Genomic DNA, 21,727 nt, shown 5'->3' on the forward strand with positions numbered 1-21,727 from the left:
GTTCAGGGCTGGCGGGAGAGGATGGCCTGCCAGGTTTCCTCGGTGGGGCGGCCCATATCGAACATCGCGTCGCGCCGGATCGCGGCGTAATCGCCGGGGCCGCCGGCGCGCAGGATGGGTTGCGCTCCGGCGGTGTCGTAACGGCCTTCGGCCAGCAGGCTGCGCCGGATATGCACCGCCACCACCTCGCCGAAGACCATCCAGCTTTCGACATCCTCGCCCCCGGCGGTGCGCAGTTGCAGCATCTGGGTCAGGCGGCATTCGAAATGCACCGGACTGTCCGCCACCCGTGGCGGGCGGACCTGCGTGGAGGGCAGGCGGGCCAGGCTGGCGAGGTCGAATTCGCTGACATCGGGCGGGACCGCGGCGGAACTCAGATTCATCGAACCGGCCAGGGGCAGGGTAGCGAGGTTCCACACGAATTCGCCCGTGGCGTGGATATTGGCCACCGTGTCTTTCCAGCCGATGCTGGAAAAGCCGATGATCGGCGGCTGGTAGTTGAAGGCGTTGAAGAAACTGTAGGGCGCGAGATTGGCCCGGCCCGCCGCGTCGACCGAGGAAATCCAGCCGATCGGGCGTGGCCCCACGATGGCGTTGAACGGGTCGTGCTTCAGGCCGTGGCCGGTGGCGGGGCGGTAGGAATGGAAGGCGTCGGGCGGATTGGATGACATGGCGGCGTCCTCGATGGAAGCTGTGGGAAGCATCCTGTGGCCGGCGGGTGAGGTCAGCGGCGGCGCAGGTGGAAGGCGGGGGCGTGGCTGGGCCGCGTCGAGAGCACCCCGACCGGCAGCACCGGCCGGTGGTCGGCGAGGGTGAGCGCGAAATCCTGGAGCAGGCGGGCCAGCACCAGCACGGCCTCGGTCATGGCCAGTTGCGCGCCGATGCAGACATGCGGCCCGGCGCCGAACGGCAGGAAGCTGAAGCGCGGGGGATCGGGGCGGTCCAGAAAACGCCGGGGGTCGAATTGCGCCGGGGCGTGCCACAGGGCGGGGTTGCGGTGCAGCATCCAGAAGGGCAGCAGCACCATCGCGTTGTCGGGCAGGGCGTGGCCGCACAGGTCGGTTTCGCCCACGGTTTCCCGGCCGCTCATGAAGGCGGGCGGATAGAGGCGCAGGGTTTCGCGCACCACGGCCGTCGTGACGTGCAGGGAGGGCAGCGAGAAGGCCGCGCCATCCGGCGTCAGGTCCTTGTCCCGCACTTCCTGCGCGATCTCGTTCTGCCATCGGGGGGACTGGGCCAGCAGCAGGCAGGACCAGAACAGGACCGATGCCGTCGTTTCATGCCCGGCCACGATCATGGTGGCGACTTCGTCGATCAGTTCGGACGTGGTGCCGCCGCCCTGGTCGCCGAAGGCCGTCTGCATAAGGTCGAACAGGTCGCGCGGGGCATCGGTGGGGGCCTGCGCGTGGCGCGCGGCGATGATCTGGCCGATCAATGCCACCCATTGGCGGCGGAAACGCGCGCGGCGCCAGCCCAGCAGGGTCGGCGTGCCGGGTGGCAGCAGGAAATCGGAAGGGCGAGGCGTGCCGATACCGGTCATGAAGCGGGTGACGGCGTTACGCAAAGGCTGGTCGAACGCGCCGATCTCCAGCGAGAACATGGAAACCGCCGCGACATCCAGCGCCAGGCGCCGCATGGTCGAGAACAGGTCGATCGGTCCGCTGGTCTCCAGGTTTCGGCAGCCCCGCTCGGCGCAGGCGGCGATATGTCCGGCCAGCACGGGCACCGTGCGCGGGGTGAAGGCCGGGGCCATGGCGCGGCGCTGCCGCCGCCACGTATCGCCCTCGCTGACCAGCAGGCCGCGCCCGACGATGGGGCTGAGCACGCGCTGGCCGACGCGCATGCGGCGATAATGCCCGGCATCCGATGTCAGGATCGCCTGCATGGATTCGGGGCCGGCGGCCAGCACCAGCGGGCGGCCCAGCGCGCGCAGGCTGACCACCGGCTGGGTGAAGCAACGCTGTGGAAAGGCCGAATAGCCGTTGCGCCGCAGGGACGTGAGAACGCGCAGGCCCCCGGCATGTTCCGACAGAAGAGGCGGCATCGGCGGAATGAGAGGGGATGAGTCGAGCACGCGCGGACCTTTGCTGGACGGGACGGCAGCGTAGCCAAACCGGTCGGGGCGGGAAAGCGGGGGTGGTGTGTGGGAGGGGCGATCGAGGGGGTATAGAGGGGCCATGCGCCGGCGGAGAGAGGAGTCGTTAATCCTCTGTCGCAACAAATTTCTGTTATGTGCGCCGGGGGGCGTGATAGAAAAACGAAGAGAACCGGCATTGTTTTGCCGGCGCCTGGATCGTCGCCCGTGGAGAGTTGATTGCGAAACCGAAATGCGCAATAGCACGTCGCCGATCCTTGGCGATGGCGGCGCGTGGTGCCTGTTGCGGGTGTTTTTTCGGTGCTTCGCATGATGGGGCGACGGACATTCAGGCGACGCGGCTATGGGGACAGGCGCGCCGGACGAGGCGATTTTGTGACGGATCGGGGTAGCGTGCGAGCCGGTGTGACAGGCCGTTTGAACAGGCGATCTGCCGGGCAGGGGGGCGGCCCGCGTTTTCTGGCCGCGATGCTGGGGGTCGGTCTGGCCCTTCTGGCCCTGCGGCCCGTCGTCGCGCAGGCGAATGCCCTGAATTTCCTTATCTGGGAATGGGGGATCAGCCCCGACGTGGTGCGGGCCTGGACGGCCATGACCGGGGTCGCGGTCAATCAGATCGTCTTCGACAATGGCGACCGGCGGGACCTGCTGATCGCGAACGTCGATGCGCCGATCGATCTGGCCGTGGTCGATAGTGCCCATGTCCAGGCGTTCGGCGAGCGGGGACTGCTGCTGGATCAGTCCGGCCTGCCCTTGCCCGAGACGTCGCGCAGCGAGGAGCAGTGGCGTGGCATGTGCGGGCGATACGGCGTGCCGTATAGCTGGGGGAATACCGGGATCGTCTATCGCGCCGACCGCCTGAAGGTGGCGCCGCAATCGTGGGGCGACCTGCTGAAGCCGGACCCCGCGCTGGCCGGGCATATCGCCATGACCGACGACCAGGAGGAATTGCTGGCCGCCGCCCTGAATTTCATGGGGCGCCCGATGAACAGCGGCGATCCGGGGGATCTGCGGCGGGCCTTCGAACTGCTGCGCGCGCAGTCGCCCGCCGTGCTGACCTATGGCCTGCCCTCGACGGCGCAGAGGCGGCGCGATATCCGGGGGCGGATCTTTATCGGCCTGGGAGCGACGGGAGACCAGAAGACCCTGAACATGGCCGGCGCGGGGACGGAGACGTGGCGCTTCGTGACGCCGCGCGAGGGCGCCATGGTGTGGACCGACTGCCTGGTCGTGCCCAAGCGTACGCGCAATCCGGGCATGGCGGAACGGTTCGTCGCGTTTCTGGCGCAGGCCGACAATGCGGCGGCGAATGCCATGTTCCTGCGCCAGCCGACGACCAACCCGCATGCCGCCGCCCTGTTGCCGGCCAGGATGCGCGAGGACCCGCAGATCTACCCGCCCGCGGAGTACCCCATTCTCTATCGCGGGCCTTTTCCGACCGCCAGCCTGCCGTTGCGCCGGCATATCCTCAGTGCCCTGCTGGCGATTCATGACGCTCAGTAGGCGCGCGCTCGCGGTTCTGTTCCCTATCGTCCTGCTGGGGCATATCCTGGCGGGCGGGGCGGCGTATCTGGGGTATCGCCATGCGCTGCTCACGCAGAACAGGGCCAGGCTTCAGCAGAATCTGTCGCAGCTTCAGAATGCCTATTCCGACTATGCGTCGCTGGATTCGCAATTGCTGTATGTGGTGCGCAACAGTCCGGCCTTTCTGACTTTCGTCGATGAAAGCGATGCCGAATACCGGACCAGGGTTCTGGCGATCGGTGTGCAGGACAGCCTGCAATCGCTCGTTCCCAATGACGGGGCGAACGTGTCGTGCAGCGTTTTCCAGACGGATGGGAAGCAGATCTTCTATTTCGACAATGGCACGGACCCGTTCCAGAAGCTGGGGGCCGGCCAGTCGGCCTTCGCGCAGGCGGTGCTGAACGATGATGTGGCTTCGCGTTCGGGACTGGTGACCGAAGGAGACGGCACGACCTATCTGGCGATGGCCGCGAAGGTGCAGGCGCGCACGGGGGGCGTGGGCGTTGCGGGGCCGCAGCCGGATCAGTCGGTCGTCATGCAGGTGGCGGTGCGGCCCCGCCGGTTCGAGACGATCCGCGACACCATGGCCAGGGAATATGGCGCGCCGGTCGCGCTGACGGATTTGCCGCCGGTATCGCACGGGGAATTATCCGCCAGTATTCGGCTGGCGCCTGGTCTTTATGCGCAGGAGACGCCGTCCGTCGCCTATCTGCGTGGCCCGCTGACGCGCTTTGCCGCCGTGACCGGCCTGTTCGTCATCGTGCTCAGCGTGGTGTCGGTCTCGGTGCTGATGGCGCTGGTGCGCCGCTATATCATCGCGCCGGTCGAGGAACTTGACCGGCAGGTGACGGCGATTACGGAAAATCGCCGGCAGGATATCGATGTACCCGATATGGGGGAGGTCGGTCGGCTGGCGGCGAACGTGCGGCTGCTGCATGGCCAGTTGACGCGATCGCTGCGGCAGATCCGGCAGCTTTACGAGACGGATCTGGTGACGGGGATCGGCAACCGGATCTATTTCAACGACAAGCTCGACCAGTTCTATCAACTCAGCGCCACGACCGGCCGGCCGCTGACCATGCTGTTCATCGATCTGGACAATTTCAAGCAGGTCAATGACGTGCATGGGCACCGGACCGGGGATGCGTTGCTGGAGGCGGTAGCGCATGCGCTGAGTGCCGCCGTTCGCGACGCGACCGAGGACGGGGCCGAGGCGATGGGGATCGTGGCGCGGCTGTCGGGAGACGAATTCACCGCGCTGATCATGGCCGACCCACGGAGTGCTGTGGTCGGGACGCTGATCGACGCCTTCCTGCTGAAATTTCGCGGTGGTTTTCAGGTCGATGCGGCGTCTTATCCCGTCACCGCCAGCATCGGGGTGGCGGCGGCGCCCGGCGATGCGGATACACCGGCGCATCTGCTCTGGTGCGCGGACCATGCGATGTATCACGCCAAGGCGGCCGGCCGGAACACGGTGGCCTTTTATGCCGACCTGCCGCGCGATGAAGCGGCCGGGGCGGCGCCGGAGCGGGACGTTATGCCGGAAGAGCGCGGACGAGCAATGCGGCCACCGCTTCCACAAGCTGCCGGTCCTGCGGTGTGAAGCGGTCGGGGATCGGGCTGTCGATATCCAGGACGCCGATCAGCCGGTCGCCGGCGAGCAGCGGCACCACGATTTCCGAGGCCGAGGCGGCGTCGCAGGCGATATGGCCGGGAAAGGCGTGGACGTCCGCCACCACGATGGTCTCGCGGCGGGTTGCGGCGGTGCCGCATACGCCCTTGCCCAGCGGGATGCGGGTGCAGGCGACCCGGCCCTGGAACGGCCCGAGGACAAGCTGGTCGTCGCGCAGGAAATAGAAGCCGGCCCAGTTGATGCGGGGCAGGGCCTCGAACAGCAGGGCGGCGACATTCGCGGCATTGGCGATCAGGTCGGGTTCGTCGGCCAGGATGGCCGCGACACTGTCCAGCAGGTCGTCCGGCGTGACACGTTGATCGGCAGGCTGGTGGCTCATGGACATGCTCCGGTCGTCGAACGTCCTCTCATACCGCGAAGCGGAACGCAGTGGAATGTGGCGTCATTCTGGTGGAGGGAAAGCGTGGCTGGACATGTGGGCTGGTGAGCGAGAGTGCCGCGAAGCGGCACGGCCGTCGTGTGTTTCCGAGCACCGAAGCGGAGCGGCCTTGATGGCCGTGAGCATCGGAGCGCAGGAAACGCGCGTCGGATCGTCGCCAGCGCGCATGTCCAGCCACGCTTTTAGCGGTCGGTGTGGCCTAGGGATCTCTCGGGATCAATTCTGTCGCGCACTCTCTGCTTCAGGTCCTTGGGGCCGGGGAAGCCGCCGTCGCGGGTGCGTTCCCACAGCAGGGTGTCATCCAGCATGATCTCGAAGCGGCCGCCGCTGTCGTCGGGGATCAGCGCGACCTCGCCCAGTACGGCGCCGAAGGTCGAGAGAAGTTCCTGCGCCATCCAGGCCGCGCGCAGCAGCCAGTTGCAGCGGACGCAATAGCGGATCGTCAGGCGCGGGGACTGGGTGGGCATGGAGCGGTCTTTCCCGAGGCGGTGGTCCGGGGGGAGGGGCGCCCGGCCGGTTCCCGGAAGGAACGCGGCCTGCCTCGCAAAGGATGCATGGGGGCGGGCGGGGCGGCCCGCCCGGGCCGATCAGACCGCCTTTTTCAGGTTCGGGCTGGCCTTGAAGCGGACGGTCTTGCCGGCCTTGACCTTGACCGGCTCGCCGGTGCGGGGGTTGAGAGCCTTGCGGGCCTTTGTCTTGTGCACGCTGAAGGTGCCGAAGGAGGGCAGGGTGAAGCCGCCTTCCTTGTGCAGCTCGGCCACGATCGCATCGATCAGGTCGTTGGCGGCCTTGCCGGCGGCGACACCCGTGCAGCTAAGAGAATCCTGAAGAACGGCGGCGATGAAAGCCTTGCTCATGGAGGAGCGTGTCCCAATAGTTAAAGATGTCGGGACGGTAGCAGCGGGATCGGAAAAATGTCTAATCCGATCGTAACGAAATATGCCTGAAACGCCGTCTTTTTTTGGCAGGTGTGGACGAAAAGCTGCTTTTGGCAGATTTTCGTCCGGTAAAATGCGCTCTTACTGGGCGGTATAGCCGCCATCGATGACCAGTTCGCTGCCGGTCATGAATTTCGATTCGTCGGAGGCCAGGTAAAGGATGCCGTAGGCGATGTCGTCGGCTTCGCCCAGATGGCCGACCGGGTGCAGGGCCTCCAGCCGCTTGCGCGCGGCGGCCTGGTCCGGGCTTTCGCCCGTCAGGCCCTGGACCATCGGGGTCCAGATATAGCCGGGATGGACCGAATTGACGCGGACCCGGTAGCCGGAGCGGGCGCAATGCAGGGCGGCCGACTTGGTGAACAGACGCACGCCGCCCTTGCTGGCGTTGTAGGCGGCCAGGGTGGGGTCGCCGATCAGGCCCTCGATCGAGGACAGGTTGATGATCGAACCGCCATGGTCCTTCATGGCGGCGACGGCGGCCTTCGTGCCCAGGAACACGCCGTCGAGATTGATCGACTGCACGCGGCGCCAGTCGTCCAGGCTGGTGCTTTCCACCGTGCCGGCATAGGCGATGCCGGCATTGTTGACCGCGATGTCCAGCCGGCCGAAGCGGGCCAGGACGGCGGCGATGGCCCGCGTCCAGTCCTCTTCGCGGCTGACATCGAGGGGTACGAAGAGGGCTTCGCCGCCCGCTGCCTCGATTTCGGCGACGACGGCGTGGCCTTCATCGGCCTTCAGGTCGGCGACCGCGACCTTCGCGCCTTCCCTGGCCAGCAGCAGGGCGGTTGCCTTGCCGATGCCGAGGGCGGCGCCTGTGACGATCGCGACTTTTCCGGAAACGCGTGCCATGACGGTGCTCCATGATCAGAAATGGCGTGCACTATGGTGAGGGCGCTGAACGGGATTCCATGATCTGGGTCAAGGCGCGGATGCGGCTCTTTGGCCTTGGCAGGGCCGCGCATGGGGCGGGATGATAGGGCGGCGTATCGGGGTTTGCCAGGAAATTAGGTGGCGTGCCGCCGACGGTGCGGCGGAAAAGTACATATAAACTTAATAATTCGGGTGGGGGTTCGATTGTAGGGTCGCGCGCCCATCGCCTGCTGTGGTGGCGCGAGAGAGCGAAAGGATGGCTTGTGCGATCGCCCGGCATCAAAGGATCGTTGAGTATTGTTCTGTTTTTTATCGTTCTTTCCTGTATCGTTTCGGGACTGTTTTCGATACGGGGGCTGACTTACGTCAACGGGCGGGTCGAGGACATTACCAACCGGTCGCTGGCCAGCATCAAGGCGCTTTCGACCCTTCGCACCGAGATCCAGAATTTCCGGGGTATCGAGATCCGCCAGCTTACCGTGGCGTCGCAGGGTGATTTCAAGACGCTTGCCGGCGAAAGCGACGCGGCGTCCGACAGGATCGCCCATGCTATCGACCGGTATGTGCCGTTTATTACGACCGATCGGGAGCAGGCGCTGTTCCATAATATTCAGGAGCAGTGGTATCAGTACAAAGACCTGCACGACGATACGTTCAAGGACTGGTCGGTTTCCCAGGACCATGCCCATGCGGTGGTGACGGCCAGCCAGGGGCTGGTCGATGCCGAGGAAACGGTCTCGGAGACCCTGACCTCGTTCCTTGATGGCAGCATCGGGGATGCTGCGTCCTATGGTGTTGAGTCGGAGGCCGCCTACAGGACGACGGTTCGTTGGGTTTATGCGGCCTATGCCGTGCTGTTCGTCGTGATGCTGGCGGCTATTCTCGTGGTTCTGTACAAGATCCTGCGGCCGCTTCAGCGGATCAATGCTTCCATTACCCGGCTGGCGGCGGGAGAGACTGATCTGGTCTTTCCCATGGCCGGCCGGCGGGACGAGATCGGCGCGATTTCCCGTTCGCTTGAGGTCTTTCGTGTTGCGGCCATCGCGAAGCAGGCGCTGGAGCGGGATGCGGAGGGCCAGCGCCGCCGTGCGGAGGCTGAGCGCGTGGCCATTCAGGAGCGGGCGGAAGCCGAGGCGCGGGAACGGTTGCTTCAGGCGACCAGCGCGTTGGCCGACGGGTTGAGGCGGATGGCGGGCGGCGACCTTTCCTTTCAGATCGCTACGCCGTTTTCGGCGGAATTCGAATCCCTGCGTCGCGATTTCAACCGGTCGCTGGCGCAGCTTGGCGCGGCGTTCGGCCATATGTCGGGCGCCGTTCGCGTGATCAGCGACGGCACGCATGGGCTGGCGGGCGGCGCGGAGACGCTGGCACGGCGCACCGAGCACCAGGCTGCCACGCTGGAGGAGACGAATACGGCCGTGGCGGAGATTGCCCGGAGCGTGGCGGATACGGCGGAACGCTCGGAGATGGCCCGCGAGATCGGGACGCGGGCCCGCCGGTCGGCCGCGACGTCGAGCACCGTTACGCTGGAGACGGAAGAGGCGATGCGGCGGATCGAGCAGGGATCGGAGAAGATTGCCGCGATCGTCGACATGATCGACGGGATTGCCTTCCAGACCAATATCCTGGCGCTGAATGCCAGCGTCGAGGCGGCCAGGGCGGGGGAGGCCGGCAGGGGCTTTACCGTGGTGGCCAGCGAAGTGCGCATGCTGGCGCAGAAAAGCGCCGACGCCGCGCGGGATGTGCGCGGCGTGATCCGCGCGACCGCCGCCGACGTGAAGGAAGGGGCCAGCCGGGTCAAGGATTGCAGCGGGACGCTGCGGACGATTTCCGATTTCATCGACCAGATGGGGCAGCATCTGGATGCCATCGCCGTAGCGGCGAAGGAGCAGTCATCGAGCCTGTCGGAAATCAACGCCGCCATGGGGGCGCTGGACCAGACAACCCAGCAGAATACGGCCGTTGCCGAGACATTCAACGGAACCTCCCGGCAGTTGGCCGCCGAAGGGCGCAGGCTCAGCGGGCTGGTGGAAAAATTCCGGCTGCCGGGGGGAAGGGAGAATGCGTCTCGGGTGATCGCGATAAGCGGGGGCTAGGAGGGGGCGCGTTCGCTCGCGCTCTCTCTCGGAGGCTGATCGAAACGTGGGCTGGGGAGCGAGTGGGCTGCCCACGCGCGTTTTCGGCCGGTCTTCGAGACCGTTTGCAAAATCGGCCTGCCGGGCGAGAGGACATGCGCGCTGGATCGGCGGCACGGTGACTTTGCTGGCAGCCTTTCTCAGGTATCCAGTTCGCTGTCCCAGTAGAGATAGTCCCGCCAGCTTTCATGCAGGTAGTTGGGCGGGAAGGAACGGCCGTTTTCCTGGAGTTCCCAGGTTGAGGGCTGGGCGGGAGTGCGGCGCGGATACATATGGAGTTCGTGCGGCATCCGCGAGCCCTTCATCAGGTTGCAGGGGCTACAGGCGGTGACGACGTTTTCCCAGGTGGTGCGGCCGCCCTTGCAGCGGGGAACGACGTGATCGAACGTCAGGTCGTGGGTCGGCAGGCGGTCGAGACAATATTGGCAGGCGAAATTGTCGCGCAGGAAGACATTGAAACGGGTAAAGGCCGGTCGGCGCGCGGTCGGGATGTAATCCTTCAGGGCGATGACGCTGGGTAGTCGAAGCGACCGGCTGGGGGAGCGGACTTCCTCATCATATTCGCTGAGGACCGAGACCCGGTCGAGGAATACGGCCTTGATGGCATCCTGCCATGACCAGAGCGAGAGCGGGAAATAGGAAAGTGGCCTGAAATCAGCATTCAGGACCAGGGCCGGATAATGTGGACTGCCAGCAAGCAAGGGGCGCATCCTTTCGCGATGCCGCCACACCATCATCAGGCGTTGTTACTCAAAATCGGAACGCCGAATGATATGCGCCGTTGAGAACCTTCAATCCATATCGCAAATATTCGGTGTTTCCGCAAGGGAGAGCGGGGGATTCGTGCCGGTTATGCGGCATGGTGGCGCGCGAGAGGATGTGAAGGCATGACGGCATCCTGCTGTTTTCAGGATGGAAATCCGCAGGATGGTCGTGGGTGGGCGACGCGCTTTGCGCCCAGCCCGACCGGTTTTCTGCATCTGGGGCATGCCGCTGCCGCGCTGGTGGCGTGGCATGCGGCCTGCGATTCGGGCGGGCGCTTCCTGTTCCGGATCGAGGATATCGATCCCGGCCGTTGCCGCGAGGCGTTCGAGGCGGCGATCGTGGAGGATCTTGCCTGGCTGGGCATCGTGCCGGATGGGGCGGTTCGCCGGCAGTCCGATCATATGGCGGATTATCGGGGCGTGCTGGATGAACTGGCGGGGCGCGGACTGCTCTATCCCTGTTTCTGCACCCGCGCCGATATCAGGCGGGAGGCCGCCGAGGCCGCCCATGCGCCGCATCATGCCCCCGACGGCACGCTGGCCTATGGCGGCACCTGTCGCGGCCTGTCGGCGGCGGAGCGGGCCGAACGCATCGCGGCCGGGGTGCCGCATGTGCTGCGGCTGGACATGGCGCGGGCGACCGCCGAGGCGGGCGGCGACGTGATGAACTGGCGGGAATGGGTCGGGGGGGAGCGGCGGATGGTGTCGGCGCCGGTCGCGCCGTTTGGCGATGTGGTGCTGGCGCGCAAGGATTGCCCGGCGTCCTATCATCTGTGCGTGACGCATGACGATGCGTTGCAGGGGGTCAGCCTGGTGACGCGGGGCGAGGACCTGCGCCCCGCGACATCGGTGCATCGGCTGTTGCAGGTGCTGATGGGCTGGCCGGCGCCGGATTATGTCCATCATCCGCTGCTGCTGGATGACGCGGGCCGCCGGCTGGCCAAGCGCGACCGGGCACAGACCCTGCGGGCGCTGCGGGCGGCGGGGTATGATGCGCGGGCCGTGCGCGACGCCGCGATGGGAAAAGCGGCCCTGCCGGCCTGATCTGTGGCGATGGGCGGTTTCCTCGGCCGGCACTTCGCATTACGGTGTGCGCCCGCCGGGCCGTCTGTGGTGCCGGCGCGTTCCCCCGTTACTGGTTTCCCCGTTACTGTGGACTTGGTGTCATGGATCTTATCGCCGCCCGTCTGAACAAGGTCAGCCCCAGCCAGACCATCGCCATTTCGACCAAGGCGCGCGCCTTGAAGGCGGCTGGACAGGATATTATCAGCCTGTCGGCCGGCGAGCCCGATTTCGACACGCCGCAGAACATCAAGGACGCGGCGATCCGTGCGATCGCCGAGGGCCAGACCAAATATACCGACGTGGCCGGGACCCTGGCGCTGCGCCGGGCGGTGGCCGAACGGTTCCGCATCGATTCCGGGCTGGATTACTCGGCCGACGAGATCATCGTTTCCACCGGCGGCAAGCAGGTGATCTACAACGCGATGGTCGCGACCCTGAATCCGGGGGACGAGGCGGTCATCCCCGCGCCGTGCTGGGTGTCGTACCCCGACATCGTGGCGCTGGCCGACGGGGTGCCGGTGATCGTGCCGTGCCCGGAGGAGACCGGCTTCAAGCTGCGGGCCGAGGATCTGGAGGCCGCGATCACGCCCCGGACCAAGTGGTTCTTCCTCAATTCGCCCTGCAACCCGACGGGGGCGGCCTATTCGGCCGAGGATCTGCGGCCGATCTGCGATGTGCTGCTGCGGCACCCGGATGTGTGGATCTTTACCGACGATATCTATGACAAGCTGGTTTATGACGGCTTCGTGCCCGCGACCATCGTGCAGGTGGAGCCGAAGCTGCGCGACCGCACCGTGACGATGAACGGGGTGTCGAAAGCCTATGCCATGACCGGCTGGCGCATCGGTTTTTCGGGCGCGCCGGCGGTGCTGACCAAGGCGATGAACAAGTTGCAGAGCCAGTCGACCTCCGGCACCTGCTCGATCAGCCAGGCGGCGGCGGTGGAGGCCCTTTCCGGCCCGCAAGAGTTTATCGGCGAGATGGTGCGGGCTTATCAGGACCGGCGCGACCTGGTGGTGGGGATGCTTAATCAAGCCAAGGGGCTGCGCTGCCATCGGCCGGAGGGGGCGTTCTATGTCTTTCCGTCGATCGAAGGCTGTCTGGGGAAGGTGAGTGCCGGCGGGCGCACCATCGGCAATGACGAGGATTTCGTCACCGCGCTGCTGGAGGAAGAGGGCGTGGCGGCGGTGCATGGCGCGGCCTTCATGTTCGCCGGGCATTTCCGCATTTCCTATGCCACCGACACCGAGAGCCTGCGCGAGGCCTGTGCGCGCATTCAGCGCTTCTGCGCCGGTCTGCGCTGAGGGGGCGTGCGATGATCGTGGATGAACCCGGCTTTGCCGCCCGCACCGGGCGGCTGGAATCGCCTGCCACCATCGCCATGGCGGTGCGGGCGCGGGCGTTGCGGGCCGAGGGGCATCAGGTGCTGTCGCTGGCGCTGGGCGAGCCGGATTTCGCGACCCCGCGCGCGGTGATCGAGGCCGCGCATCGGGCGGCGCTCGACGGGCAGACGAAATATCCGCCCGTCGATGGCACGCCGGCGCTGAAGGCGGCGATCGCGCGCAAATTCGCGCGTGAGAACGGGCTGGATTACAAGCTGTCGGAGATCATGGTCTCCAACGGCGGCAAGCAGGTGATCTTCAACGCCTTCATGGCGACGATCGATGCAGGCGACGAGGTGGTGATCCCGGCGCCGTACTGGGTCAGCTATCCGCTTGCGGCGCGGCTGTTCGGCGGGGTGCCGGTGGTGGCCGAATGCCGCGAGGAAGACGGGTTTCGGCTGACCGCGCCGGCGCTGGAGGCGGCGATGTCGTCGCGCACGCGCTGGGTGGTGCTGAACTTTCCCAGCAATCCGACCGGCGCGGTGATGGGGCTGGCGGATCTGGAAGCCGTCGCCGAGGTGCTGCGCCGGTACCCGCAGGCGTGGATTCTTTCCGACGAGATCTATGAACATCTGGTTTTCGACGGGGCGCGGCATCATGCGCTGGCGGCTGTGGCGCCGGATCTGGCGTCGCGTATCCTGACGGTGAACGGGGTTTCCAAATCCTATGCCATGACCGGCTGGCGCGTGGGTTATGCGGGTGGTCCGGAGCGGCTGATCCGCATGATGACGCGGATTCAGGGCAATGCGACCTCGGGCATCTGTTCGATCGCGCAGGCTGCTGCTGCGGCGGCGCTGGACGGGCCGGCATCGCTGATCGGGGAGATGCGCGATACCTATGCGCGGCGCCGTACGATGGTGGTGGAAGCCTTGCGGGCCATTCCCGGTGTGACCTGCGCCATGCCGCAGGGGGCGTTCTATGCCTATCCCGGCATTGCCGGTTGCCTGGGGCGGACCAGCCGGGGCGGGCAGGAGGTGCGGACGGACGAGGATTTTGCCCGTGCGCTGCTGGAAGAACAGCATGTGGCCTGTGTGCATGGCAGTGCGTTCGGGCTCGGCCCTTACCTGCGGCTTTCCTGCGCCACGAGTGACGACGTGCTGCGCGAAGCCTGCGCCAGGATCGCTGATTTCGTAGATGGCCTGCGCTAGGCTAAGCGTTCAGGGATATTCGCTGCCCCCAGCAAAAAGTCCCAGAACGAATAAAAGTTTTTTGGTTCTTTTTTTCAAAAAAGAACGAATACGGCCTTACGGCTTTGGCCGCACGGGCACCGGCACGTTGCACAACGCGACACCGTTGGCGGGACGGACGAAGAACGGGTCCGTGCGGTTGGCGCGGGCGTTCAGGTATTCCGTGAATGTGGGGCTGTCGGTGCGCATGACCTGAAGATGCGGCTGACTGGCGCGGGGCAGGTCGGCGGCGAGCGAGATGCTCCGGATTGCGACGTTCTGATCCTTTCTGGCGTAAAAGCCCAGGGCGGCCGTGCCGCGCGGCAAGGCGCCGAAATGCTCCATGCCGGTGAGAACGCGCCCTACGACGGCGAGATTGCGGTCGAGCTGGCGGGGGGCTTCGCTGTTGACGGCGTACAGTTCCTGCCCGTCGCCGGTATCGGGGGGCATGTCGCGGCCAGCGCCGACCATGCCGTAGCAATGGGGAAGCCAGACGCGGTCGCCCTCGGCGGCGACGGGCCACCCTGACCAGAAGCCGGACGACGGCGCGTAGGGATCGGGAAAGCCGAGCGGACGAATGGCGATATCCTGACGCGCGCGATCATATTCCGCAGGCGGATGGGCGACGAAGCCTGCGGGTGGCTTGGCCTTTCCGTCGCGGGTGGTCCATTGCACGACGTAATTGTCCTGCACGCGGACGATCGCGCCGCCGTCCCATCCGTGGGCGCGGGCCTGGCGCACGATATTGCCGGTGTGGACCGGTGCGAACTGGGGGGCGAGTTCGATCGTCACCTGCGCGCCGTCGGCCAGTGTCATGACCAGCAGCCGGTCCGGCGGGACATCCGCCCAGGCGGCATCCGGGGCGTGGGCCACGATCTCGGCGGGGGTGGGGTTTGGCGCTGCGGCGGCGATATTCGGCAGGAGCAGGGCAGGGATTGGCAGGAAACGGCGCATGAAGACGATCATGCCTGCTGCGAAAGGATGACGGCAAGCAGGAAAACGGAGGATTGCCGCGTCTGTTGCGGATCGTCTTCGATCGGTCGAATGGTTGCCGGAGTGGGTGCATTCGACGGGCGGCCTTGCCGCGTCGCACCTGTATGATTCCGGCAACAGTCTGTGATTATATTTCATCGTATATGGACCTATATACGGTCGTATATAGACAGGGCCGGATTGGGGGTGGCAACAAAGACACAACTTACGGTCTCTGTTCATCATCCGGGCGCGCCAGATCCATGCATCATCGCTTTTCTCCCTTTTTCATCGCCGGAACATTTGGCGCCTTTCTATTGACCACTTCGGCGCTGGCCGCGCCGACTGTTTCCACGCAGGGCAAGACCGGTAGCCATGCCCCCGGCAAGACGGAGCCGGCCAAGGCGCGCGCCGCCGGAACGCGGGCTGCGAAAGTCCCGGCCGGAGCGGCCCCCATTGCCGGGATACTGGATGGTTCCAACGGTGAGACGGTCACCGTCCTTGGCCATCATGCGGCGGATGGCACGGCCGCCAAATATATGAACAAGACCGTCTATCTCGGGCCGCTGGGTAATCGGGACACGCTGGATACGCCTTATTCCATCATGGGCGTTCCGCATGACGTCGTGGTCAACCAGCAGATCCGCAACATCAATGACATGGCGCAGTACCTGCCTTCGGTGCAGTTGGAGATCCGGGGGGACCCCAATACGTCTCGCCCGCAGTCGCGCGGGTTCGAGGCCGATGTGGTGGCGAACTCGCGCCTCGACGGGCTGAACGTGGTTTCCACCACGCCTTATCCGGCGGAATGGGTCGATAACCTGCAAGTCCTCAACGGGCTGGCGGGGGCGATGTATGGGCCGGAGAATCCGGCTGGCGTCTTTGAATATACGCTCAAGCGCCCGACCGACCGGCGGACGGAGCGGCTTTCGGTCGGTGCGGATTCCATCGGCACGCCGATCGTCAATGGCGATATCTCCGGGCGCGTCGGCCGGAATGGCTGGTTCGGCTACCGCCTGAACATGCTGCATGCCGATGGCACGGGCTATGCGTCGGGAAGCGCGATCCGGCGTGAGATGGTCAGCGCGGATTTCGATATCCATCTGGATGACAGGACGGTGATCGAACTCGATGCCAGCCATTATACCTACGTCGCGCGTGGCCTCGCCCCCGGCTTTGGTATTCCGGCCGGTACTGCCGCCAATCCGACCGGTATCGGCGGGCAATTGCCCGAAGCGCCGGATCTGGGCAGGCGTCTGGCGCCGGGATGGAGCGGCTATAACATGGAGACCAATACGTTCCTGGCCAAGGTCCGGCACCAGATCAACGATGACTGGAGCTTTACGCTGGGCGGGCTTTACCAGGACGCCATGCGGCAGTCCTTCGGGGTCAGCGATACGCTGACCGCGACCGGGGGGACGGATGGGTTCTATTCCTCGCGCGCCACGGCGACCACGACGGCCAACGACTTCCGTGTTGGCAGCAACATGGCGTATTTCAACGGCCGTGTTTACACCGGCCCGGTCAGGCATGATCTGGTGATCGGCACCAATGGCTACATGATGGGGAACTACAATCCTGTCAGGGGGGTGACGCCCGCGCAGAGCCTTGGCACATACAATATGTATGGGGACGCGCCCACCAACGGCAGGCAGCCTTATTATGAGGGGCGCTACAAATCCAGCAGCATCGTCAGCCAGTCCTTTATCGTTGGAGACACGCTGACGATTGATAAACACTGGTCGATCATGGGGACGCTCGCCTGGAGCTGGCTTGACCAGAAGGGTGCGCTGAATGCCAGCAGTGCGCTGCGGAAAACCTTTTCGGCCAACGCGGCCTTTAGCCCGACGACCAGCCTGATGTACAAACCGACCGACAACCAGACCTTCTATTTCACCTATGGGCGGTCGGTCGAGGCGGGGCCGGTGACGCCGAACAGCCAGTATTATACCAATACGAACATCGCATTGCCGATTGCGCATGCTGAGGAATATGAGGTCGGCTATAAGCTGCGTTATCAGAAAATGCAGCTTAACGTTGCTGGTTTCCGCATGACGTCGCCTTATGCGATGTATGTTGCGGCGGCGAATGGTACGTGCGCGGGCGGCAGGACCTGCCAGACTTATACTTATGGCGGCACGCAGCGCAATTATGGTGTGGAAGCCCAGGTTTCGGGCGAGGTTCTGCCGAACCTTTCCGTTCTTGCCGGTATGACCTGGCTGGATGCGGAACTGGTGGGGAGTAAAACCGCCGCCTATAACGACAAGGAGATCGTCGGCGCGGCGCCGTTGCAGGCCAGCCTGCTGCTGGATTATCGCCTGCCGGCGCGGTGGGGCGCCTTCGCGTCGGGCTGGGCGTTCAATGCCGGTGTCCATTACATGGGCAACCGCGCGGCCAACGTGACCAATACGCTCCATACCGGGTCGTACACGACGCTGGAACTGGGTACGCGCTATGCCTTCCATGTTGCCCGCTTTCCGTGGGTTGCGCGGTTCGGCGTCAGCAACGTGACCAACGAACGGTATTGGGCGTCGGTTTATACCGGTGCGCCGAGTGGGACGTCGGGTGCCGCATCGAGCCTGTATGCGGGGCTGCCGCGTGTGTATCACTTCACCCTGTCGGCGGAGTTCTGATCGCCGGTTCGGCTTCCCGGTGTGCCATAGGCGGATGGCGGACCGGGAGGCGGATGGGGCGCTGAAACATGCTTCCCGGCATGGGCCAGCCGCGGTCCTGGCCGGGGAAAAGCAGCCGTATTCCTAGCGGTTGTCCCTCTCGATATCCTTGACCACGAAACGAACGATCGTGGTTCCGGCTGTGGGGGTGTATGTCAGCGACCCGATGGCCTTTACCGGTTTGTCCACCAGCCCTGACAATGCTGTCCGGGCTTGCGCGCCGGTATCGCCGGCCACAATGGAATCCCGTTCAAGCACGATGTCGAAATGCCGTTGATTGGTGACCGGCGTATCGATTTCGACGCCGTGGCCGATATCGACCGGGCGGCTGATCGTCAATCGCAGGGTCTGGCATTGGATGGAGACATGCTGGCTGTCGGGCTCGACACAGGGAACGCGCTGTATTGAACCATGTAGGCTGACTACGGAAGGTTCGTATCTTAAAGATTGTTGGGCTTCCACGTTCGATATCGACATGAGCGCGAGGATGAAGAGCAGCATCCCGTTACGGCACGCGGCCGCTCAGGCATGCAGGCCGGGTGCCTCGCGGCCGGTGCGGGCGACATATTCGGTATAGCCGCCATCATAACGGTGGAGCCCTTCCGGTGTCAGTTCCAGGACGCGGTTGGACAGGGCGGCGAGGAAATGCCGGTCGTGGGAGACGAACAGCATCGTGCCGTCGTAATCGGCCAGGGCGGTGATCAGCATTTCCTTGGTCGCGATGTCGAGATGGTTGGTCGGCTCGTCGAGCACCAGGAAGTTCGGCGGGTCGTACAGCATCAGGGCCAGGACCAGCCGGGCCTTTTCGCCACCGGAGAGCACGCGGCAGACCTTGTCGATATCGTCGCCCGAAAAGCCGAAGCCGCCGGCCAGTGCCCGGAGCGAGCCCTGGGGGGCGAGGGGGAAGGCGTCGTTCAGGGTTTCGAAGATGGTCCGGCCGCCGTCGAGCAGATCCATGGCGTGCTGGGCGAAATAGCCCATCTTGACGCTGCCGCCGAGCGTGACCGTGCCGGCATCGGGCTCGGTGGTGCCGGTTACCAGTTTCAGCAGGGTGGATTTGCCGGCGCCGTTGACGCCGAGCACGCAGCAGCGCTCCTGCCGGCGGATCAGCAGGTCGAGATCCTTGTAGATCACCCGGCTGCCGTATGATTTGTCCACGCCGCGCAGATTGACGACCGCGTCGCCCGAGCGCGGGGCCTGCGGAAAGGTGAAGGAGAGGGTCTGGCGGCGCTTGGGGGGCTCGACCCGGTCGATCTTGTCGAGTTTCTTCACCCGGCTCTGCACCTGCGCGGCGTGGGAGGCGCGGGCCTTGAAGCGTTCGATGAAGGCGACTTCCTTTGCCAGCATGGCCTGCTGGCGGTCGAACTGCGCCTGCTGCTGCTTTTCGTTCATGGCGCGCTGCTGCTCGTAGAACTCGTAATCGCCCGAGAAGCTGGTCAGCGTGCCGCCGTCGATCTCGATCACCTTGTTGATGATCCGGTTCATGAAGGCGCGGTCGTGCGAGGTCATCAGCAGGGCGCCGTCATAGCCGGCGAGGAACTGCTCCAGCCAGATCAGGCTTTCCAGGTCGAGATGGTTGCTCGGTTCGTCGAGCAGCATCACGTCCGGCTTCATCAGCAGGATGCGGGCCAGGGCCACGCGCATCTTCCACCCGCCCGACAGGCGGCCCACGTCGCCGTCCATCATCTCCTGGCTGAAACCCAGCCCGTGCAGGACTTCGCGCGCGCGGCCTTCCAGCGCGTAGCCGCCCAGTTCCTCGAAACGGGCCTGGACCTCGCCGAACCGTTCGAGAATGGCATCCAGTTCGTCGAACCGCTCCGGGTCGGCCATCGCGGTTTCCAGTTCGGCCAGTTCCGCCCCGATCTCGGCCACCGGGCCGGCGCCGTTCATGACCTCGGCGGCCGCGCTGCGGCCCGACATCTCGCCGACATCCTGGTTGAAGAAGCCGACCGAAACGCCGCGGTCGGTCAGGACCTGGCCTTCGTCGGGTTCTTCCTGGCCGGTGATCAGGCGGAACAGCGTCGTCTTGCCCGCGCCGTTCGGCCCGACCAGCCCGATCTTCTCCCCTTTTTGCAGCGACGCCGACGCCTCGATGAAGATGACGCGATGGCCGTTATGCTTGCTGATAGTGTCGAGACGGATCATGGGGCCTCAGATGCCGAAGGGAGGGGCGGAGCGGGAGCGCCCTTATTGCGCAGCCCATGCGAGCCGTAAACCGCAGGCGGGCATGTGCAAGGGACGCTTTACAGGAAAGAGAGGACTTCCAGCAGTCCGTTGCTGAGCCCGTGACAGAGGGCGGTGGTGAGATAGGGACGGTAATGCTGACGGACGGATTTGTAGTAGGTGAGGCTGAAGAGACTGCCGGATATCAATCCGATGACGACGGCATCGGAGACGGAGTGCTGGGTGAAAATGCCGTGGCTCTTCCTGGGGAGATGCAGAACGAAGAAAATGAGACCCGACAGGATGATGTAGACGATCAATCTTGTTCTGTTCGTCTGTTTCCAGCGGCGAAGTCGACGAGCGCCATCCTGACGGCGAGTGAATAGCCTATTCGTGGACCTCGCGGCCGGGTTTCGGCTGTCGATGTGTCCGGGAGCAGCGTCGTCTGATCGGGATCGGGTGTCGTGAGGTTCCGCGCGGCGCGGCGGAGCGTTGCGGAGAGGGTGGTTGCCATTCAGTCGCCGTCAGGGAACGCATTTCGGGAGGCTTCTTCAGGCTGCACGATCGGCGGCACGCGCGCTGAGTGCCGCGACGGTGGATGTGTGTTCTGGGTGGGCCAGCAGGTCCTGGGCCAGGCGCAGGGCGGCCTCCTGTCTTGCCGCGCGGGCCGTGCGGTCGGCGATCACGTCGAAATCGGCGACGTGGGCGTAGCCGGTGAGGCGGCGGATGATTTCCAGCGCGGCGAAGGCGATCGTGTCGGCTTCGATGGCGTCGAGGAACTGGGTCTGTACCTGTTGCAGGGATGTGGGGTCGTCGCGGAACAGGGGGGCGGCGTAGGCGTCGCCGGAGTGGGAATGGGCGACCGCGTTGGTCCAGAGGGTGGTGAAATCCTGCCGGAAATGGGTCCAGAATTGTGTGATGTCGCGCAGGGCGCGGGTGCGGCCTTCCGGCGTGGGGGTGGCGAACAGGTGCATCAGCAGGTTGCCGACGAACAGGCCGCAATCGAAGCCGATCGGGCCGGGGAGGGCGAATTCGCCGTCGATGACGCGGCTATCTTGGTCCGCGACCATCACCGAGCCCGTGTGCAGGTCGCCGTGCAGCAGGGCCTGCTGGCAGGTGAGGAAGCGGGCCTGCATCTGGCCGACGCGGCGGCGCACGGCCGGGTCGGCGCGCAGGTTCGCCACGATCGGGTCCAGTTCCGGGCTGAGCCAGTGGTTGCGCGGGTGGGCGTGGTAGGGGTCGGTCAGCACCAGATCGACGGTGATGCGGGTGAGGGTGTGGTTGCGGGCGAAGGGGGCGAGCAGGGCCGATGACGCCTCGAATTTGAGGGCCAGCGGCGAGGTGTGGAACGTGGCGCGGGCCACGAAGCGGCCGATGGCGGCGGCGGCTTTCGGCCAGTCGCCGCCCTGCATCAGGCCGTGACGCAGCACGACGTGGCCGTTCAGGCTTTCGACCACCAGCACGAACAGGTCGGGGTCGAAATGCAGCAGTTCGGTCGTGAGATTGCCGACATGGGGGCGGACGGCGCGCAGATAGGCGGCCTCGAACGCCGTGCGGTCCAGCGGCATCTTCCAGTCTGGGTCTACCCGGACGTGGGGCAGGGACTGCTTGAAGCAGACGCCGCCGGCCGGGCCGTCGATCAGGAACACATTGTTGAGGTTGCCGTCACTGACCTCGCGCACCCGCCAGGCGTCCGGCTGGCCGCCCAGGCGTGTCGCGAGGGCGGGTTGGGCGGCGAGAAACGCGCGGATGCCGGCCGGGTCCAGTGTGCGGTAGGGCGTGGGGGATCGGGTCATGTTCGGTGTCTCGTCGGCGGGGCGTCGGTGTGGCGGGGAGCATAGCATGTCGGGCGGGGAAGGGTGTGAGGGGGTGGGGTGCATACAATATCGCGCCGGGATGGCCGGTATTGTAT

At 65.4% G+C, this 21,727-nt stretch carries 19 protein-coding genes; 7 read left to right on the plus strand and 12 right to left on the minus strand.

Annotation, left to right across the window (positions count from 1 at the left end):
* Nucleotides 1-2: 2 nt before the first annotated feature.
* Together HLH25_RS15000 and HLH25_RS15005 are read right to left on the minus strand one after the other, a co-directional pair.
* On the minus strand, nucleotides 3-671 hold the full coding sequence (locus HLH25_RS15000) for a flavin reductase family protein (protein ID WP_182974838.1): 669 nt from the start codon (nucleotides 669-671) through the stop codon (nucleotides 3-5).
* Nucleotides 672-724: 53 nt separating this feature from the next.
* The gene (locus tag HLH25_RS15005; RefSeq protein ID WP_182974839.1) at nucleotides 725-2,074 is read right to left on the minus strand and encodes a cytochrome P450; all 1,350 of its coding nucleotides are present in this window, start codon (nucleotides 2,072-2,074) and stop codon (nucleotides 725-727) included.
* Nucleotides 2,075-2,512: 438 nt separating this feature from the next.
* Between HLH25_RS15005 and HLH25_RS15010 the strand changes: the two genes are divergently transcribed.
* Nucleotides 2,513-3,595, plus strand: a complete 1,083-nt coding sequence (locus HLH25_RS15010; protein WP_246402516.1) for a polyamine ABC transporter substrate-binding protein — start codon at nucleotides 2,513-2,515, stop codon at nucleotides 3,593-3,595.
* The gene (locus HLH25_RS15015) at nucleotides 3,582-5,219 is read left to right on the plus strand and encodes a GGDEF domain-containing protein (protein WP_182974840.1); all 1,638 of its coding nucleotides are present in this window, start codon (nucleotides 3,582-3,584) and stop codon (nucleotides 5,217-5,219) included. The genes HLH25_RS15010 and HLH25_RS15015 overlap by 14 nt, the downstream gene beginning before the upstream one ends.
* Here the strand turns inward: HLH25_RS15015 and HLH25_RS15020 are convergent.
* From HLH25_RS15020 to HLH25_RS15035, 4 genes are all read right to left on the minus strand, one after another.
* Nucleotides 5,152-5,628: a GAF domain-containing protein gene (locus HLH25_RS15020; protein WP_182974841.1), complete on the minus strand. Its 477-nt coding sequence runs from the start codon at nucleotides 5,626-5,628 to the stop codon at nucleotides 5,152-5,154. The genes HLH25_RS15015 and HLH25_RS15020 overlap by 68 nt on opposite strands.
* A gap of 242 nt (nucleotides 5,629-5,870) precedes the next feature.
* The gene (locus HLH25_RS15025) at nucleotides 5,871-6,155 is read right to left on the minus strand and encodes a SelT/SelW/SelH family protein (RefSeq protein ID WP_182974842.1); all 285 of its coding nucleotides are present in this window, start codon (nucleotides 6,153-6,155) and stop codon (nucleotides 5,871-5,873) included.
* Nucleotides 6,156-6,275: 120 nt separating this feature from the next.
* Nucleotides 6,276-6,545, minus strand: a complete 270-nt coding sequence (locus HLH25_RS15030) for an HU family DNA-binding protein (protein WP_182974843.1) — start codon at nucleotides 6,543-6,545, stop codon at nucleotides 6,276-6,278.
* 162 nt (nucleotides 6,546-6,707) lie between these two features.
* Nucleotides 6,708-7,475, minus strand: a complete 768-nt coding sequence (locus HLH25_RS15035) for a glucose 1-dehydrogenase (protein ID WP_182974844.1) — start codon at nucleotides 7,473-7,475, stop codon at nucleotides 6,708-6,710.
* A gap of 311 nt (nucleotides 7,476-7,786) precedes the next feature.
* On the opposite strand from HLH25_RS15035, the gene HLH25_RS15040 reads away from it, so the two are divergent.
* The gene (locus HLH25_RS15040) at nucleotides 7,787-9,592 is read left to right on the plus strand and encodes a HAMP domain-containing methyl-accepting chemotaxis protein (protein WP_246402518.1); all 1,806 of its coding nucleotides are present in this window, start codon (nucleotides 7,787-7,789) and stop codon (nucleotides 9,590-9,592) included.
* Between the two features lie 179 nt (nucleotides 9,593-9,771).
* On the opposite strand, the gene HLH25_RS15045 is transcribed toward HLH25_RS15040, so the two are convergent.
* Nucleotides 9,772-10,341, minus strand: a complete 570-nt coding sequence (locus HLH25_RS15045) for an HNH endonuclease (RefSeq protein ID WP_182974846.1) — start codon at nucleotides 10,339-10,341, stop codon at nucleotides 9,772-9,774.
* A gap of 177 nt (nucleotides 10,342-10,518) precedes the next feature.
* Between HLH25_RS15045 and gluQRS the strand changes: the two genes are divergently transcribed.
* The 3 genes from gluQRS to HLH25_RS15060 all read left to right on the plus strand — a co-directional run bounded on the left by gluQRS (nucleotide 10,519) and on the right by HLH25_RS15060 (nucleotide 13,990).
* Nucleotides 10,519-11,439 carry a tRNA glutamyl-Q(34) synthetase GluQRS gene (gluQRS, locus tag HLH25_RS15050; protein ID WP_182974847.1) on the plus strand — a complete coding sequence of 307 codons (921 nt, stop codon included), beginning with the start codon at nucleotides 10,519-10,521 and terminating at the stop codon, nucleotides 11,437-11,439.
* A 122-nt stretch (nucleotides 11,440-11,561) separates the two neighbouring features.
* The gene (locus tag HLH25_RS15055) at nucleotides 11,562-12,764 is read left to right on the plus strand and encodes a pyridoxal phosphate-dependent aminotransferase (RefSeq protein WP_182974848.1); all 1,203 of its coding nucleotides are present in this window, start codon (nucleotides 11,562-11,564) and stop codon (nucleotides 12,762-12,764) included.
* Between the two features lie 11 nt (nucleotides 12,765-12,775).
* Nucleotides 12,776-13,990: a pyridoxal phosphate-dependent aminotransferase gene (locus tag HLH25_RS15060; RefSeq protein ID WP_182974849.1), complete on the plus strand. Its 1,215-nt coding sequence runs from the start codon at nucleotides 12,776-12,778 to the stop codon at nucleotides 13,988-13,990.
* 96 nt (nucleotides 13,991-14,086) lie between these two features.
* Here HLH25_RS15060 and HLH25_RS15065 read toward each other — a convergent pair whose 3' ends face one another.
* Nucleotides 14,087-14,962, minus strand: coding sequence for a peptidylprolyl isomerase (locus HLH25_RS15065; protein ID WP_246402521.1), 876 nt, complete (start codon nucleotides 14,960-14,962; stop codon nucleotides 14,087-14,089).
* Nucleotides 14,963-15,243: 281 nt separating this feature from the next.
* Here HLH25_RS15065 and HLH25_RS15070 point away from each other — a divergent pair, with 281 nt between their 5' ends.
* Entirely contained in the window at nucleotides 15,244-17,613 is a 2,370-nt protein-coding gene (locus tag HLH25_RS15070; RefSeq protein ID WP_182974850.1) for a TonB-dependent receptor, read from the plus strand.
* Nucleotides 17,614-17,736: 123 nt separating this feature from the next.
* Here the strand turns inward: HLH25_RS15070 and HLH25_RS15075 are convergent, their stop codons facing one another.
* The 4 genes from HLH25_RS15075 to mtnK all read right to left on the minus strand — a co-directional run bounded on the left by HLH25_RS15075 (nucleotide 17,737) and on the right by mtnK (nucleotide 21,611).
* On the minus strand, nucleotides 17,737-18,153 hold the full coding sequence (locus HLH25_RS15075) for a hypothetical protein (protein ID WP_182974851.1): 417 nt from the start codon (nucleotides 18,151-18,153) through the stop codon (nucleotides 17,737-17,739).
* A gap of 21 nt (nucleotides 18,154-18,174) precedes the next feature.
* Nucleotides 18,175-19,797: an ABC-F family ATP-binding cassette domain-containing protein gene (locus HLH25_RS15080; RefSeq protein ID WP_182974852.1), complete on the minus strand. Its 1,623-nt coding sequence runs from the start codon at nucleotides 19,795-19,797 to the stop codon at nucleotides 18,175-18,177.
* Between the two features lie 98 nt (nucleotides 19,798-19,895).
* Nucleotides 19,896-20,135 (minus strand): hypothetical protein, encoded by a 240-nt coding sequence (locus HLH25_RS15085; RefSeq protein WP_182974853.1) that lies wholly within the window; start codon nucleotides 20,133-20,135, stop codon nucleotides 19,896-19,898.
* A gap of 231 nt (nucleotides 20,136-20,366) precedes the next feature.
* A complete protein-coding gene (gene mtnK, locus HLH25_RS15090) occupies nucleotides 20,367-21,611 on the minus strand; it encodes an S-methyl-5-thioribose kinase (RefSeq protein ID WP_182974854.1) in 1,245 nt (414 codons plus the stop codon).
* Nucleotides 21,612-21,727 lie beyond the last annotated feature (116 nt).

It is taken from the genome of Gluconacetobacter dulcium (assembly GCF_014174165.1).
Taxonomy (GTDB): Bacteria; Pseudomonadota; Alphaproteobacteria; order Acetobacterales; family Acetobacteraceae; genus Gluconacetobacter; species Gluconacetobacter dulcium.

Excerpts from the sequence above, each read along its gene's own strand:
- HLH25_RS15000 (WP_182974838.1), bottom strand. The coding sequence starts at position 671 with ATGTCATCCAATCCGCCCGACGCCTTCCATTCCTACCGCCCCGCCACC.
- HLH25_RS15015 (WP_182974840.1), top strand. The coding sequence starts at position 3,582 with ATGACGCTCAGTAGGCGCGCGCTCGCGGTTCTGTTCCCTATCGTCCTG.
- HLH25_RS15020 (WP_182974841.1), bottom strand. The coding sequence starts at position 5,628 with ATGAGCCACCAGCCTGCCGATCAACGTGTCACGCCGGACGACCTGCTG.
- HLH25_RS15025 (WP_182974842.1), bottom strand. The coding sequence starts at position 6,155 with ATGCCCACCCAGTCCCCGCGCCTGACGATCCGCTATTGCGTCCGCTGC.
- HLH25_RS15030 (WP_182974843.1), bottom strand. The coding sequence starts at position 6,545 with ATGAGCAAGGCTTTCATCGCCGCCGTTCTTCAGGATTCTCTTAGCTGC.
- HLH25_RS15035 (WP_182974844.1), bottom strand. The coding sequence starts at position 7,475 with ATGGCACGCGTTTCCGGAAAAGTCGCGATCGTCACAGGCGCCGCCCTC.
- HLH25_RS15045 (WP_182974846.1), bottom strand. The coding sequence starts at position 10,341 with ATGCGCCCCTTGCTTGCTGGCAGTCCACATTATCCGGCCCTGGTCCTG.
- gluQRS (WP_182974847.1), top strand. The coding sequence starts at position 10,519 with ATGACGGCATCCTGCTGTTTTCAGGATGGAAATCCGCAGGATGGTCGT.
- HLH25_RS15055 (WP_182974848.1), top strand. The coding sequence starts at position 11,562 with ATGGATCTTATCGCCGCCCGTCTGAACAAGGTCAGCCCCAGCCAGACC.
- HLH25_RS15060 (WP_182974849.1), top strand. The coding sequence starts at position 12,776 with ATGATCGTGGATGAACCCGGCTTTGCCGCCCGCACCGGGCGGCTGGAA.
- HLH25_RS15065 (WP_246402521.1), bottom strand. The coding sequence starts at position 14,962 with ATGCGCCGTTTCCTGCCAATCCCTGCCCTGCTCCTGCCGAATATCGCC.
- HLH25_RS15070 (WP_182974850.1), top strand. The coding sequence starts at position 15,244 with ATGCATCATCGCTTTTCTCCCTTTTTCATCGCCGGAACATTTGGCGCC.
- HLH25_RS15075 (WP_182974851.1), bottom strand. The coding sequence starts at position 18,153 with ATGCTGCTCTTCATCCTCGCGCTCATGTCGATATCGAACGTGGAAGCC.
- HLH25_RS15080 (WP_182974852.1), bottom strand. The coding sequence starts at position 19,797 with ATGATCCGTCTCGACACTATCAGCAAGCATAACGGCCATCGCGTCATC.
- mtnK (WP_182974854.1), bottom strand. The coding sequence starts at position 21,611 with ATGACCCGATCCCCCACGCCCTACCGCACACTGGACCCGGCCGGCATC.